Origin of the sequence: Streptomyces sp. NPDC056883, assembly GCF_042788835.1 — a bacterium.
GTDB classification, from domain to species: Bacteria; Actinomycetota; Actinomycetes; order Streptomycetales; family Streptomycetaceae; genus Streptomyces; species Streptomyces stoeckheimensis.
The window spans coordinates 414,404-429,191 of the sequence record NZ_JBHUBS010000004.1; the positions used below are offsets into that span (position 1 = coordinate 414,404).

Sequence of the window (14,788 nt, forward strand, 5' to 3'; positions counted from 1 at the left end):
AGGGAGGAAAAGGAGAAGGAAAAGGAGAAGAGAGAGGAGGGAAGAGGGGGGGGGGGGGGGGGGGGGGGGGGGGGGAGGGGGGGGGGGGGGGGGGGGGGGGGGGGGGGGGGGGGGGGGGGGGGGGGGGGGGGGGGGGGGGGGGGGGGGGGTGCCCCCCCCCCCCCCCCCCCCCCCCCGGCCGGTCAGGTCGCCGTCGGCGCCGTCGCCGTCGGCCGTCCGGCGCGCCTGGGGCGGCACAGGGCGGCGAAGCAGAGGACCGCCAGGAAGGAGCAGGTCGCCTGGACCAGGGCCATCGGTACAGCCGTGTCCTCGCCCGCGATGCCGACCAGCGGCGAGGCCACGGCTCCGACCAGGAAGGAGGAGGTGCCGAGCAGGGCGGAGGCCGAGCCGGCCGCGTGCGGGGCGCGCATCAGGGCCTGCGCGTTGGTGTTGGGCAGCACCAGGCCCATCGCGGACATCAGGACGAACAGCCCGGCGCAGATCGCGAAGAGCCCGACCTCGCCGAAGACCCCGGCGGTCATGAGGAGCAGGGCGACCGAGGCCGCCGCGATGACCGCGAGCCCGTACCCCAGGACCTTGTCCAGGCTGACCCGGCCGACGAGCAGCTTGCCGTTGATCTGGCCGACCGCGATCAGGCCGAGGGAGTTGACGCCGAACAGCAGGCTGAAGGTCTGGGCCGAAGCACCGTAGATCTCCTGCACGACGAACGGCGAGGCGGAGATGTACGCGAACAGCGCCGCGAAGGCGAAGCCGCCGGCCAGCGTGTAGCCGGCGAAGACCCGGTCGGCGAACAGCCCGCGCATGGTCCGCAGCGCGGCGCCGACGCCGCCGGTCTGGCGCCCCTCGGGCGGCAGCGTCTCGCCGAGCTTCCGCCAGACCAGGAGGGTCAGCAGGGCCCCCACGACGGTGAGGACGACGAACACCCCGCGCCAGTCGGCGAAGCGCAGCACCTGGCCGCCGATGAGCGGGGCGATGATCGGCGCCACGCCGGATATGAGCATCAGGGTGGAGAAGAACCGGGCCATGTCGACCCCGTCGTACAGATCGCGCACGACGGCCCGCGCGATCACGATCGCGGCCGCGCCGGCCAGGCCCTGGAGCAGCCGGAAGGCGATCAGCAGCTCGACGGTCGGGGCGAAGGCGCAGATGGCCGTGGCGAGGACGTAGACGACCATGCCGATGAGCAGGGGGCGACGGCGGCCCCATTTGTCGCTCATCGGGCCGATCACCAGCTGGCCGAGGGCCATGCCGGCGAGGCAGGCGGTGAGGGTGAGCTGGACGGTCGCGGCCGGGCTGTTCAGGGCCGTGGTCACCGTCGGCAGGGCCGGCAGGTACATGTCCATCGACAGCGGGGGCAGTGCGGTGAGCCCGCCGAGGATGAAGGTGACGAGCAGTCCCGTCCGGCGGGCGGCCGTCAGGGGTGCGGTGAGGGAGGGGGAGACGGGGGTAGGGGAGGGGTTCGAGGGCGACTCGTCCTTCGAGGGTGCGGTGTTCGAGGGCGCTGCCGCGGGGCCTCTCTCCGACATGCGGACACTCCAGTCTTATCGTCATTTCTCAGCACCCCTGCCGCCCCATGCTCTCAGCAATCGGAACGTTCCGGGACGGGAGCCGCATGTGACGTAGCCTGCGGCCCCATGAACGCACGTGTGAAGCAGATCGCCGTAGTGACCGGAGCCGGATCCGGGATCGGCCGTTCCGTGGCCCTCACCCTCGCCGCCGCCGGATGGGCCGTGGCGGCGGCCGGCCGCAGGAGCGGGCCGCTGGAAGAGACCGCCGAGGCCGCCAGGGCCGCCCACCCGGACGCCGAAGTGCTGTGCGTCCCGGCCGACGTGAGCGATCCGGACGCCGTGGCGTCGCTGTTCGAGACCGTCCGCGAGCACTACGGGCGGGTCGACCTGCTCTTCAACAACGCCGGCACCTTCGGCCCGGCCGGAGTCGCGCTGGAGGACATCTCCTACGAGGCCTGGCGCTCGGTGGTCGACGTCAACCTCACCGGCTCCTTCCTCTGCGCGCAGGCGGCCTTCCGGGTGATGAAGGCCCAGGACCCGCAGGGCGGCCGCATCATCAACAACGGCTCCATCTCCGCGCACGTGCCACGGCCGAACTCGATCGCGTACACCGCGACCAAGCACGCCATGACCGGCCTGACGAAGTCCCTGTCGCTGGACGGGCGCCCGTACGGGATCGCGTGCGGGCAGATCGACATCGGCAACGCGGCCACCGAGATGACCGAGCGGATGCAGACCGGGATCATGCAGGCCAACGGACAGCTCGCGGTGGAGCCCGTCATGGACGCGTCCGACGTGGCGCGCACCGTGCTGCACATGGCGGAGCTCCCGCTCGGGGCGAACGTGCAGTTCGCGACGGTGATGGCGACGGCGATGCCGTACATCGGGCGCGGCTGAGGGTTCCCGGTCCGGGGAATGATCTTCGCGGTTCGGGAGTTGAGCCGGTCATGACGAACGAAGTACTGCGCTACACCGCGTTCTCCGACGACCCGGCCGGCGGCAACCCCGCCGGCGTCGTCATCGACGCCGCCGGCCTCGACGAGGCCGCCATGCTGAAGATCGCCGCCGACCTGGGCTACAGCGAGACGGCCTTCCTCACCGCCCCGCCCGAGGGCCTGGGCGGCGAGGAGGGCCGGGCCTTCACCGTGCGCTACTTCAGCCCCAAGGTGGAGGTCCCCTTCTGCGGGCACGCCACCGTGGCCACCGCCGTGGCGCTGGGCGAGCGGCTCGGCCCGGGCGAGCTGCTCTTCGCGACCCGCGCGGGCACGGTGCCGGTGTCGGTGACCCGGCAGGACGGGGCCGGCGGCCTGCGCGCCACCCTGACCAGCGTCGAGCCGCACACCGAGGACCTGGACCCGGCCGACCTCGCCGAGGCCCTGGCCGCGCTGAACTGGCCGGCCGCCGACCTGGACCCGGCGTTCCCGCCGCGGATCGCCTACGCCGGTGCCCGCCACCTGGTGCTCGGCGCCGCCACCCGGGCCCGGCTCGCGGACCTCGACTACGACTTCGCCCGGCTGGAGGCGCTGATGCGCCGCCTCGACCTGGTCACCGCGCAGCTCGTGTACCGGGCGGGTCCGGCGGAGTTCCACGTACGCAACCCCTTCCCGGTCGGCGGAGTCGTCGAGGACCCGGCGACCGGCGCCGCCGCGGCCGCCTTCGGGGCGTACGCGCGCGAGCTCGGCCTCGTCCCGGCCGACGCCGTCCTGACCCTCCACCAGGGCGAGGACATGGGCCGCCCCGGCGTCCTGACGGTCGAGCTCCGATCCGGCGACTCCCGGGTCCGGGTGGGCGGCGCGGGGGCGCTGATTCCGTAATGCGGAGCGAGGGGTCCATCGAGGGGGCCATCGAGGAGTACGCAGTGCTGCCCTCCGGGCTCGCCGAGCAGGTGGCGGCCCTGGAGGCGCAGGCATGGCCCGGGTCGTCCCCCGGGCACGACCCGGCGCTCGCCCCGCGCGCGGTCCTGCTCCTGGACGCCGACGGACGGGTCGCCGCCAGCCTGGCGCTGCTCCACAAGCCGGTCCGGCTCGCGGACGGGCGTACGTACCGCGCGGCCGGGCTGAGCGGCGTGGTGACCCGGGCCGACGTACGGGGCCGCGGGTACGGGGGCCGGCTGGTCGCGGCCGTCCGCGCCCGGCTCGCCGCCGATCCGGGGGTGGACCTGGCGCTGTTCAGCTGCGACCGGGAGCTGGTCCCGTTCTACGAGGCGGCCGGGTTCGAGGTGCTGCCCGGCACGGTCCTGGTCGGCGGCACCCCGGCGGACCCCCTCGCCACGGACGCCCCGGGCCTCGACAAGACGGTGCTCGGGGCGTTCCCCACCGGCGCCGCGGACGACGAAGGCCGCGCGGACCGGGTCCGCGCGGCCTTCACCGGCATCCGCGTCCCCCTCTACCCGGGGACGATCGACAGGCTGTGGTGAGTCAGGAGCTGCTCGGCTCCGACTCCGGCTTCGGTTCCGCCTTCGGCTTGGTGCGGCTGCCCGGAGCCTGCGCCAGGAACAGGGCGAGCACCGGGACCAGGTACAGGGCCCACACGATGACCTGGAGCACGGTCGGGTCCGGCTGGAAGTTGAGGGTGCCCTTGAGCAGGGTCCCGTACCAGCTGTCCGGCGGGATCGCCGAGCTGATGTCGAAGGCCTTGTTGGTCAGCCCCGGCAGGAAGTCGGCTTCCTGGAGGTCGTGGACGCCGTACGCGAGCACGCCCGCGGCGACCACGACCAGCATGGCGCCGGTCCACGTGAAGAACTTCGACAGGTTGATCTTCAGCGCGCCCCGGTAGAACAGCCAGCCCAGCAGGATCGACGACCCGATGCCGAGCAGCACGCCGATCAGCGGGCCCGCGCCGTCACCGGCCGCGTGCACCGAGCGCCACACGAACAGCGAGGTCTCCAGGCCCTCCCGGCCGACGGCCAGGAACGCCGTCGCCACCAGGGCACCGGTGCCCATCGCGAGCGCCGCGTCGAGCTTGCCGTGGAGCTCGGCCTTCAGGTGCCGCGCGGTGCGCTTCATCCAGAAGACCATCCAGGTGACCAGACCGACCGCGACGATCGACAGGGTGCCGCCGATCGCCTCCTGCGCCTTGAAGGTCAGTTCCTGCGTGCCGAACTCGAGGCCCGCGCCGAAGGCCAGGGACAGGGCGGCGGCCAGGCCGACGCCCAGCCACAGCGGCGCCAGCTTGTCCTTGTTCCCGGTCTTGACCAGGTAGGCGATGAGGATGCAGACGACGAGGCTGGCTTCCAGCCCCTCGCGCAGCCCGATCAGATAGTTGCTGAACACTTCGGTTCTCCCGGTCCCTTACGCGAACAGCGTCCGGCCCCACCAGTCGTCCTTGTCGCGGACGCCCGGCGGGACGGCGAAGACGGCCGAACCCACGTGCTGGATGTATTCGTTGAGGACGTCGGACTTCGCCAGCTGGCGCTGGATCGGCACGAAGCCCGTGCGCACGTCGCGCTGGTAGGCGAGGAAGAACAGGCCCGCGTCGAGGCGGCCCAGCCCGTCCGTGCCGTCGGTGAAGGAGTAGCCGCGGCGCAGGATCGTCGCACCGTTGTTGCTGTCCGGGTGCGCGAGGCGGACGTGCGCCTCCGGCTTCATCGCCTTCAGGAACGGCTCGTCGCGCTCCTTGGACTTGCCCACGGGGGCACCCTCGCCCTTGTCGCGGCCGAAGATGTCCTCCTGCTCGCCCAGGGGCGTGCGGTCCCACGTCTCGATGTTCATCCGGATCCGGCGCGCCACGAGGTACGAGCCACCGGTCAGCCAGTCGCTGCCGTCGCCGGCGCCGACCCACACGTGCTTCTCCAGGGCGGCCTTGTCGGTGCCCGCGATGTTCCGGGTGCCGTCCTTGAAGCCCATCATGTTGCGCGGGGTCTGCTCGTCGGGCGTGGTCGACGAGGTCTTGCCGAAGCCCAGCTGCGACCAGCGCACCGCCGTCTTGCCGAAGCCGATGCGGGCGAGCTGGCGGATGGCGTGCACCGCGACCTGCGGATCGTCGGCGCAGGCCTGCACGCACAGGTCGCCGCCGGAGCGGGCCGGGTCGAGGTTGTCGCCGGGGAAGAGCTCCAGGTCGATCAGGGCGCCGGGGCGCTTGCCCTCCAGGCCGAAGCGGCCCTTGGCGAACAGGCCCGGCCCGAAACCGATGGTCAGGGTGAGGCGGGAGGCCTTCAGGCCCAGCGCCTCGCCCGTGTCGTCCGGCGGGGCCTCCGGGAGACCGCCGTAGCCGCCCTCGCCGACCGGCTGGCCGGCCGTCATCAGCCGGGCGGCCGCGGTCCAGTCCTTCAGGAGCTGGATCAGCTCGCCGCGGTCCTTCGTCTTCACGTCGAAGGCCGCGAAGTGCAGGCGGTCCTGGACGGCACTGGCGATACCGGCCTGGTGCTCACCGTGGAACGGCACGGCCGCGCCGGCCGAGGCCGCCGAGACCATGTCGGGGCCCGAGCCCAGGGCGATGGCCGTACCGCCGGCCGCCGCCGCGCCGAGCGCGAGGCCCGCGCCGCCCCAGCCGAGGACGGCCCGGCGCGAGGGCGCACCCGCGCCCGGCTGCTGCTCCGACGCGGCTTCGGGCGCGCCCTGTGCCTCGTCCTGCACGGGCTCCTGCCCGGACACCGACTCGCTCATGTGAGGATCTCCCGCCTGCTCTGCTGTTCCGGAGTTACTTCGCGACCGCGGCGGCGAGCTTCGAGAGCGGCTCGGCCAGCGCGTTGACGCCGTCGGAGAGCTCCTTGCGCTCGGCCTCGCCGACCTTGTCGTACGAGACGAACTCGTACGCGGCCTTGTTCGGGCGGTACTTCTCCAGCAGGTTGTTCAGCGCGGCGAACTGCTTGTCCAGCTCGGCGGTGAGCGCCGGGTCCGTCTTCGAGGTGACCGGCTTGAGCAGCTCGTACGCCTTCTCCGCGCCCTCGACGTTGGCCTTGAAGTCGACCAGGTCGGTGTGGCTGTAGCGCTCTTCCTCGCCCGTCACCTTGCCGGTGGCGACCTCGTCGAGGAGCTCCTTGGCACCGTTCGCCATCGAGGTGGGGGTGATCTCCGCCTCGCCGACCTTCTTCTGCCACACGGCCAGGTCGGCCATCAGGGTCTCGGCGAGCTTCTTGTCGTTGTCGTCGATCTTGTTGCCCTCGAAGAGGGACTTCTCCAGCTTGTGCCAGCCGGTCCAGTCCTTCTCCGGGTCCTGGCCGGCCTCCAGGCCGTCCTCGCGGACGTCGACCTTCGGGTCGATGTCACCGAAGGACTCGGCGACCGGCTCGGTGCGCTCCCAGCCGATGCGCGAGGGGGCGTACGCCTTCTTCGCGGCCTCGACGTCGCCGGCCTTGACCGCGTCCGCGAAGACCTGCGCCTTGGGGATGGTCTCGTCGGCCTGCTCCTGCACGTACTTGCGGTACGCGGCGACCGCGGCGTCGGCCTCGGGGCTGCGCTTCTCCGTGCCGCCCGAGCCGGTGGCCTTGACGCTCTGGCGGATGCCGTCGCCCTTCATGCCGGGCTTGCAGGCGATCTCGTAGTCGCCCGCCTTGAGCTCGGCGGTGATGGTGGCCTTGGTGCCGGGGCCGATGTTCTCGCGCTCGGCGACGATGCGGTCGTCGGGGAAGAGGACGTAGAGCTCGGTGACCTTGGAGCCCTTGTTCTCGACCTCGAAGGCGACCTTGCCCGCGGGGAACTCCTTCGTGGAGACCTCGCAGGCCGTGTCGGAGGCCGCCACCTTGATGGTGCCGTCGCCGGACGCGTCGCTCTTCTCGGAGCAGCCGGTGACCGCGGTGAGGGCGGCCACGACGGCGGCCGCGGTGACGACGGTGAGGCGGACGGGGCGCATAGGGGGCTCCTGGCAGTCTGGCGTTCGGCAGACGACCGCCCCGATCGGGTGGGGGCAGCCGGTGAGGCGGACCTAACTTAACCGAGGCTTACCTGACCCATACCCGCACGTCCAGTGATTCAGCCCACACCTTCGGGCACCGGACACGGGGCCGTCACGGGTGCCCCACGCCGGCCCCATGGCCGGGTCAAGCGGAGGTCAAGCCCAGCTGACCGTTCCGTACTGCGGAATGCTCTCCTCCGGGCTGCTCCGGCCCGCCGTCCCGTACGGGGACCACCAGCGGCGCCCCGGTGCGCGGGTGCGGGAGCACCTCCACCGGCTGGCGGTAGACCCGGCTCAGCAGCCCGTCCTCGAACACCTCCGCGGGCGGGCCGTCCACCGCGATCCGGCCGTCGTGCAGGACGGCGACCCGGTCCGCGTACGCCGCCGCCAGCCCCAGGTCGTGCAGGACCACCACGACCCCGTCCCCGGCGGCCGCCCGGTCCCGGCAGATCCGCAGCACCAGCTCCTGGTGGCGCAGGTCGAGCGCCGCCGTCGGTTCGTCGAGCAGCAGCAGCGGGGCCCCCTGGGCCAGGACGCGGGCCAGCGCGACCCGGGCCCGCTCGCCGCCGGAGAGCCCCGAGAACGGGCGGGCCGCGAAGCCCGTCACCTCGGTGGCGGCCATGGCGGCGGCCACCGCCTCCTCGTCGCCGTCGGCCGTCCCGGTGCCCGCCCAGGGGGCACGGCCCATCCGTACGACGTCCTCCACGGGAAAAGGGAAGGCCAGTTCGGCCGACTGGGGGAGCACCGCCCGGCGCAGGGCCAGCTCGGGAGCCGGCCAGCCGCCCACCGGGCGCCCGTCGATCCGCACCTCCCCGGAGGCGGCCGGCAGGTCCCCGGACAGGGCCGCCAGCAGGGTGGACTTGCCCGCGCCGTTCGGCCCGACCAGGGCCAGCACCTCCCCGGCCCGCACGGTCAGCCTGATCCCGGCGAGCACCTCGCGCCCGCCGAGCCGTACGCGCAGGTCCGTGACCTCGGCGAGCGGCGCGCCGGGGGCCGGCCGGGCGGGAACGGTGCGCTTGCCGCCGCGGAGGCGGGGGAGCAGTGCGGCGAGGCCGGAACGCAGCCGGACGCTCATGCCCAGCCTCCTTGCTTGCGGCGGGTGCGGCGCAGCAGCCAGAAGAAGAACGGGCTGCCGAGCAGGGCGGTCAGGACTCCGAGGGGCAGCTCGGCGGGCTGGGCGAGGGTCCGGGCGGCCAGGTCCCCGGCGACCAGCACCACGGCTCCGGCGACCGCACTGCCGGGCACCAGGAAGCGGTGGCCCGGACCGTTGGCCATGCGCAGCAGGTGCGGCACGAGCAGCCCGACGAAGGTGATGATCCCGGCCACGGCGACGGCCGCCGCGGTGAGCAGCGCGACGACCAGGATCAGCGCGAGGCGCAACCGCTCCACGTCGACGCCCAGGTGGCGGGCGGGACGCTCGCCGAGGGACAGCAGGTCCAGCTTGCCCGCGTAGAAGGGGGCCACCAGCAGACCGGCCAGCGCGCAGGGGAGGACGGCCAGCACCTTGGGCCAGGTGGCCTGGGCGAGGGAGCCGAGCTGCCAGAAGGTGATCTGGTTGACCTGGCCGCTGTCCGCGAAGAAGACGAACAGGCCGATCAGCGCGCCCGCGAAGGCGTTGACCGCGATGCCGGTCAGGATGAGGGTGACGACCTCCGTCTTCCCGCCGTTGCGGGACAGCAGGTAGACGGCGCCGACGGTGACCAGCCCCGCGACGAACGCGCAGGCGGTGATGGTCCAGTTGCCGAAGAAGGTCAGGCCCAGCCCGATCGCGGCGACCGCGCCGACGGCCGCGCCCGCCGAGATCCCGATGACCCCGGGCTCGGCCAGGGGATTGCCGAACACCCCCTGCATCAGGGCCCCGGCGCAGCCGAGACTGGCCCCGACGAGCAGCGCGAGCACCACGCGCGGCAGTCGTACGTTCCACAGCACGCTCTCCCCGACCCGGTCGAGGGCGGCGCCCCCGAGGCCGAGGCGGTGCTGCACCGACCCGATGACCTCCCCGAGCGGGATCTCGTAGGCGCCCACTCCGGCGGAGACCAGCGAAAGGAGCACGAGTACGGCGACCAGCCCGCCGGTGAGCCAGGCGGAACCCCACCGCCGCCGGGGCGGTGCACCGGCGGCGGTGGGGGCGGCCCGGGGCGCCGCCCGCTCGGGAGCGGGAAGGGGGTCCGCTCGGGGCGGCGTCCCGGGGGCTTCGTGGGAGAGGGGCATGTCGGAGGGCACGTCAGGAGGCCTTGCCGTAGAGCTGGGTGATGAGGGAGGCGAGGACCTGGTCGGTGCGCGGGCCGTAGTTGAGCAGGACCCCGTCGTCGACGGTGACCACCCGGCGGTCCATTCCCGCCGGGGTCTGGGCCACGCCCGGGATCTTCACCAGCCCGTCCACGCCGCCGACGGACTCCAGGCCCTTGGACATGACGAGGATGGCGTCGGGCGCGGCGGCCGCCAGGGCCTCGCTGGTGATCGGGGTGAAGTCCTTGCCGAGCCCGGACTCCGGGCCCGTGTCCAGCGCGCCGGCCGCCTCCAGCAGGGAACCGGCGCCGGAGTCGGAGCCGCCCATCAGGTACACGGAGGCGGTGCCGCGCAGGTAGAGGAAGGCCACGCGCGGCTTCTTGCCCGAGGCGGGCAGGGCCTTGCGGGCGGCGGCGATGCGGTCGGCGGTGCGCTGGTTGAGCTGCGCACCGGCCTCCTTGACGCCGAGCGCGGCGGCGACGGCGTCGGTCCGCTTCGCCACGTCGTCCAGGGACTTGGCTGGGGCCACCACCAGCAGCGGGATGCCCGCGTCGCGGATCTGGGCGATCGCCTCGGCGGGGCCGGAGGTGGTCTCGGCCAGCACCAGGGTCGGACGCAGCGACAGCACGCTCTCGGCGGAGACCTCGTGGCCCCGCGTCACCACCGGGAGCTCCGCCGCCTGTTCGAAGGTGGCGGTGATGTCCTTGGCGACGACCTTGGGGCCCAGCCCGAGGGTGTACACGATCTCGCTGAGGCCGCCCGTCAGCGGGATCACGCGGTCCGCCGAGGTGACGGTCACCTGGACGCCGTCCGCCGAGGCCACGGTCGCCGGAAGCGCGGGTACGGGCGCCTGGGCGAGGGGTTCCACCCGGTCGGGGAGGGCCGGGGCTCCGGTGGCGGGGGAGGGGGCGGCCGTACCTCCGCAGGCGCTCACGCCGAATGCCAGGACCACGGAGGTCAGGGCGACGGCGAAGCGGGACATGCGGGTTGACGCGGCGGGCGTAGGCACGAAGGCACCGTCCTGATCGTCCGACTGGGGTGGTGGACCCGGTTCGCTGGTGGTGGAGACCCGGTTCGAGGTTCCGGGTGCCAGGGGGTTTCACACCCGGCCGAACGTAGCTTAGGTTAGCCTAACCTCGCTCGCTAGACCCTGGAGGGGACATTCATGTCCGCTAGACCCGTCCGTGCGTCCGCCGTCGCCCTGCTGGCGACCCTGGCGGCCCTGGGGGCCGTCCTGCTCCCGGCGCCCTCCGCCCAGGCCGCGGGCCGGACCGTGGAGGGCGGGCGACTCGACTGGGGCATCAAATCCTCCTTCCAGAGTTACGTCACCGGGCCGGTCGCAAAAGGCGGGTTCAAGCTGAAGAGCGGAGCCGCCACGGCCGGCGGCAGCCTGTTCCGCTTCCACTCCGCCAGCGGCTCCTACGACCCGGACGGCGGCTCCCTGGAGGCCTCCTTCAGCGGCGGCGTCACCTTCCAGGGCCACCAGAAGGCGGACGGCACGTACGAGCTGGACATGAGCGTCAGCCGCCCCACCGTCAAGATCAGCGGCGGCAGCGGCACCCTCTACGCGGACGTCTCCAGCAAGGCCAAGGAAGGCGGAGCGGTCACCACCGTCTCCCAAGTGCCCTTCGCCAAGCTCAACCTGGGCGGGGTCGACATGAAGGGCGGCGGCAGCCCCGTCGCCCTCGCCAACGTCCCGGCCACCCTCACCGACCAGGGCGCCAAGGCCTTCGCCGGCTACTACGCGGCCGGCGCGCAGCTCGACCCGGTCTCGCTCTCCGTGGACGTCAAGGCCGCGGCGGCCCCGCCTTCGCCTTCGCTCGCGCCCTCGGCCAGCACTCCGGCCGACTCCCCGTCCCCGCAGGCCGCCGGGCAGTTCACCGACGCCGCCGTGGACTGGGGGGTGCGGCGCACCTTCCGCGAGTACGTCTCCGGCTCCATCGGCCAGGGCAAGTGGGAGCTCGCCGACGGCGCCCAGGACGGCGGAGCGCTGTTCCGCTTCCCGCAGGGCAAGGGCGCCTACGACGGCGCGAAGGGCACCCTCGACGCCGCCTTCGCCGGCTCCGTGCACTTCACCGGGGCCCACCTCGACCTGAAGCTCGCGAAGATCACGGCCAAGGTGGAGAACGGCAAGGGCGTGCTGTCCGCGGACGTCACCACCGGCACGGACACCAAGCCCGCGGTCCCGCTCGTCGAGTTCGACGCCAAGGGCCTCACGACCGCAGGCGGCCTCGCCACCCTCGCCGAAGCCCCGGCCACCCTGACCGAGGGCGGAGCCCAGGCCTTCAACTCGATATACAAGGCCGGCACTGAGATGGACCCCGTCTCCCTTGCGGTCGCCCTCGACGGAACCGCGAAGCTCCCGGCCCTCCCGAACCTCGGCTCCACGGCCACCCCGCCGGCCCCGGCACCGCCCGCGGCCGCGCAGCCGGCCGCGTCCTCCTCGAACACCGGCCTGTACGCCGCCCTGGCAGTAGCCGCCCTCGTCCTCGCAGGCGGAGCCACCTTCCTGACCCTCCGCCACCGCAGGAAGAACCGCACCCCGGGGGAGGCCCCGGCAACTCCGGCCCCGGGCCCGGGTGCTGAAGCCCCGGCGGGCCCGGCGGACGGGACGTCCGACTCCTCCGACTCCCCGGGTCCCTCCGGGGGTGACGGGGCCGCCCCGCGCGGCTGATCCGCGCCCCGAACCCCTCCCGCCCGCCCGGCCCTTGCGCAGGGCCCCGTACGGCCCGCATCCGCGGGCCCCGCGCCACCGCCGCCGTGCGGGCCCGGGCTGGCCCGGACCGCCCGGCCCGCACGCCCCGTACACCCGTACAAGCCCCGCAGGGCCCCGCATCGCCGGGGCTCGGCTTCGCCCTGCCCCCGCAGGTCCCGCAGGCCCCGCAGGGCTCCGCCTCCTCCACCCCCGTTCAGGAGACCCGCCATGTCATCGACCCGCCGTCCCCTCGCCCTCGCGGCCGCCGTGGCCACCGCCGTGGCGATCGGCGCCACCGCGCTGGTCCTGCCCGCCACCGCGGCGGGCAGCGCCCCCGCCGCCCCCGCGGCGCAGGGTGCCCCCGCGACGATCCCGGTCCTCGGCGGCACCCTCGACTGGGGCGTCCTGGAGAGCTACCGCACCTACGTCACGACCATCGCCCAGGGACAGATCGCCGTCGCGGACGGCGCGAAGAAGACGGACAAGGGCTTCACCTTCGTCTCGGCCACCGGCCAGTACGACCCGGCCACCCACCTCGTGACCGCCGCCTTCAAGGGCAGCGTCACCTTCACGTCGGCCGCGCACCACTTCGAGGTGAAGCTCGCCAACCTCCGCATCGACACCGGCAAGAAGCTGCTGATCGTCGACGTCACCCGGGACGGCGCGCTCACGAAGGACGTCGGCTTCGCGAAGGTCGCCTTCACCGGGCCGTCCATGTCCGGCCTGGCCACCACCCTGACCGCCGATGCCGCCAAGCTCCTCGGTTCGGACGGTTACAAGGACAAGGCGGGCGACCCGCTGACGGCCGTACTGGAGTTCCCGCCGCCGCCCTCCCACAGCCCCTCCCCGTCCGCCTCGGCCTCCACCTCCCCGTCCCCCTCGCAGAGCCCCTCCCCGTCGGCCTCGGCGTCCGCGTCCCCCTCCCCGTCGAAGCCGGCCACCCCCTCCGCCTCCACCAGCTCCCCGGCGACCGGCGGCCCGCAGCAGATCCTCGACGGCAAGCTGGCCTGGGGCGTCAAGGAGTCCTTCCGCCAGTACGTGCAGCGCGCGGGCGGCACCGTCACCCCCACCGACGGCGCGGTCGCGAACGGCGACAGCTTCGCCTTCGCCGGAGGCAAGGGCACCCTCGACACCAAGACGCGGAAGCTGAACGCCACCTTCGCCGGCAACCTCCGCTTCCAGTACGCGGCCCACGGCATCGACATGACCTTCGGCAACATCCGCATCACCGCGGAGGGCGCCAAGGGCACGCTGGTCCTGGACGTGAAGACGGCCGCCGGGGTCAAGGCGGACATCCCCTTCGCCACGCTCGACCTCTCCAAGGCCGAGTACAAGACCAAGAACGGCGTCCTCACCCTGAACGCCGTGCGCACCGCACTCACCGCGGAGGGCGCCGCGGCCTTCGCCAACGACACCACCGGCTCCATGTACCCGCCGGGCACCCGGGCGGACGACGTCAACCTGACCGTCTCCGTGACCAAGGGCGCCGTCCTGCCCACGAGCCCGGCCGGCACGGGCGGCAGCACGGGCGGCACCGGTACCACCGGAGGCGGCGGCACCGTCGGAGGCGGCCTCGCCGCCACCGGCGCCGAGATCCCGGCCGGCACGCTGCTCGGTTCCTCCGCGCTCATCGTCGCCGCGGGCGCGGGCGCGGTGTTCGTCGCCCGCAGGCGCCGCACGGCCCAGAACTGACCCGTGCTTCAATTCCGGCGTGAACGATCTCGACGTCCTGAGGGTCTTCTGCGCGGGTGACGGCAGCCACGGCAACACGCTCGGCGTCGTACGCGACGGCCGGTCCTGCCCCGACGACGCCTCCCGGCAGGCGCTGGCCGCCGAACTCGGCTACAGCGAGACGGTGTTCGTCGACGATCCCGAGCGCGGGATCGTCGACATCCGCACCCCCGGCACCCGGATGTCCTTCGCCGGGCACCCGTTGGTCGGAGTCGCGTGGCTGCTCGACATCGAGGAGCTCCAGCCCCCGGCCGGCGCCGTATGGGCGCGCGACGACGGGGAGTTCACCTGGATCACCGCCCGCCCCGAGTGGGTCGAGGGCAAGCGCACCGAGCAGTACGCCGACGCCGCCGCGGTCGATGCCCTGCCCGGCCCGCCTCCGGGCGAGGGCTGGCTGTACGCCTGGGCGTGGGAGGACGAGGCCGCGGGCCGGATCCGGGCCCGCGGGTTCCCGCGCCGCCCCGACGGGGTGATCGTCGAGGACGAGGCCACCGGCTCGGCGGCGATCCTCCTGACGGCCGAGCTGAACCGCGCCCTGAACATCACCCAGGGCGCGGGCTCCCAGATCCTCACGGCCCCGGGCCCGGACGGCACGGTGGAAATAGGCGGCCGCGTCCGCTTCGCACCCTCCGGCCCCGCCGGCGCCTGAGGCGAGAGGGCTGGGACGAGGAGTCCGGGGCGCGCGGCTGGGACGAGGGGTCCGGGGCGCGCGGCTGGGACGAGGGGTCCGGGGCGCGCGGCTGGGACGAGGGGTCCGGGGCGCGCGGCTGGGACGAGGGGTCCGGGGCGCGCG

General features: G+C 73.7%; 13 protein-coding genes. 6 read left to right on the forward strand and 7 right to left on the reverse strand.

Annotated elements, in window-relative coordinates; translation table 11 throughout:
* Nucleotides 1-182: 182 nt before the first annotated feature.
* Nucleotides 183-1,526 (reverse strand): Bcr/CflA family multidrug efflux MFS transporter, encoded by a 1,344-nt coding sequence (locus ACFRU2_RS13815; protein WP_382971635.1) that lies wholly within the window; start codon nucleotides 1,524-1,526, stop codon nucleotides 183-185.
* A 108-nt stretch (nucleotides 1,527-1,634) separates the two neighbouring features.
* Here ACFRU2_RS13815 and ACFRU2_RS13820 point away from each other — a divergent pair, with 108 nt between their 5' ends.
* From ACFRU2_RS13820 to ACFRU2_RS13830, 3 genes are read left to right on the forward strand one after another with little or no spacing between them, the layout of a single operon-like run.
* A complete protein-coding gene (locus ACFRU2_RS13820) occupies nucleotides 1,635-2,405 on the forward strand; it encodes an SDR family oxidoreductase (protein WP_382971636.1) in 771 nt (256 codons plus the stop codon).
* 50 nt (nucleotides 2,406-2,455) lie between these two features.
* Nucleotides 2,456-3,322, forward strand: a complete 867-nt coding sequence (locus ACFRU2_RS13825; protein WP_274552176.1) for a PhzF family phenazine biosynthesis protein — start codon at nucleotides 2,456-2,458, stop codon at nucleotides 3,320-3,322.
* The gene (locus ACFRU2_RS13830; RefSeq protein ID WP_382971638.1) at nucleotides 3,322-3,924 is read left to right on the forward strand and encodes a GNAT family N-acetyltransferase; all 603 of its coding nucleotides are present in this window, start codon (nucleotides 3,322-3,324) and stop codon (nucleotides 3,922-3,924) included. The genes ACFRU2_RS13825 and ACFRU2_RS13830 overlap by 1 nt, the downstream gene beginning before the upstream one ends.
* Before the next feature lies 1 nt (nucleotide 3,925).
* Here ACFRU2_RS13830 and efeU read toward each other — a convergent pair whose 3' ends face one another.
* The 6 genes from efeU to ACFRU2_RS13860 form a co-directional block, all read right to left on the reverse strand.
* On the reverse strand, nucleotides 3,926-4,780 hold the full coding sequence (efeU, locus tag ACFRU2_RS13835; protein WP_382971640.1) for an iron uptake transporter permease EfeU: 855 nt from the start codon (nucleotides 4,778-4,780) through the stop codon (nucleotides 3,926-3,928).
* Nucleotides 4,781-4,798: 18 nt separating this feature from the next.
* Nucleotides 4,799-6,112 (reverse strand): iron uptake transporter deferrochelatase/peroxidase subunit, encoded by a 1,314-nt coding sequence (gene efeB / locus ACFRU2_RS13840; RefSeq protein WP_382971642.1) that lies wholly within the window; start codon nucleotides 6,110-6,112, stop codon nucleotides 4,799-4,801.
* Nucleotides 6,113-6,146: 34 nt separating this feature from the next.
* Nucleotides 6,147-7,298, reverse strand: coding sequence for an iron uptake system protein EfeO (gene efeO / locus ACFRU2_RS13845; RefSeq protein WP_382971643.1), 1,152 nt, complete (start codon nucleotides 7,296-7,298; stop codon nucleotides 6,147-6,149).
* Between the two features lie 187 nt (nucleotides 7,299-7,485).
* Complete coding sequence (locus tag ACFRU2_RS13850) at nucleotides 7,486-8,415, reverse strand: heme ABC transporter ATP-binding protein (protein ID WP_382971645.1); 930 nt, start codon at nucleotides 8,413-8,415, stop codon at nucleotides 7,486-7,488.
* Nucleotides 8,412-9,551, reverse strand: coding sequence for a FecCD family ABC transporter permease (locus tag ACFRU2_RS13855; protein ID WP_382971910.1), 1,140 nt, complete (start codon nucleotides 9,549-9,551; stop codon nucleotides 8,412-8,414). Before ACFRU2_RS13855 ends, ACFRU2_RS13850 begins: the two co-directional genes overlap by 4 nt.
* 13 nt (nucleotides 9,552-9,564) lie before the next feature.
* Nucleotides 9,565-10,578 carry a hemin ABC transporter substrate-binding protein gene (locus tag ACFRU2_RS13860; RefSeq protein WP_382971647.1) on the reverse strand — a complete coding sequence of 338 codons (1,014 nt, stop codon included), beginning with the start codon at nucleotides 10,576-10,578 and terminating at the stop codon, nucleotides 9,565-9,567.
* 156 nt (nucleotides 10,579-10,734) lie between these two features.
* Between ACFRU2_RS13860 and ACFRU2_RS13865 the strand changes: the two genes are divergently transcribed.
* The 3 genes from ACFRU2_RS13865 (at nucleotide 10,735) to ACFRU2_RS13875 (ending at nucleotide 14,644) form a co-directional block, all read left to right on the forward strand.
* Nucleotides 10,735-12,243, forward strand: coding sequence for an HtaA domain-containing protein (locus ACFRU2_RS13865; protein ID WP_382971648.1), 1,509 nt, complete (start codon nucleotides 10,735-10,737; stop codon nucleotides 12,241-12,243).
* Between the two features lie 249 nt (nucleotides 12,244-12,492).
* Nucleotides 12,493-13,956, forward strand: coding sequence for an HtaA domain-containing protein (locus ACFRU2_RS13870; RefSeq protein WP_382971650.1), 1,464 nt, complete (start codon nucleotides 12,493-12,495; stop codon nucleotides 13,954-13,956).
* A 19-nt stretch (nucleotides 13,957-13,975) separates the two neighbouring features.
* Nucleotides 13,976-14,644, forward strand: coding sequence for a PhzF family phenazine biosynthesis protein (locus ACFRU2_RS13875; RefSeq protein ID WP_382971652.1), 669 nt, complete (start codon nucleotides 13,976-13,978; stop codon nucleotides 14,642-14,644).
* Nucleotides 14,645-14,788 lie beyond the last annotated feature (144 nt).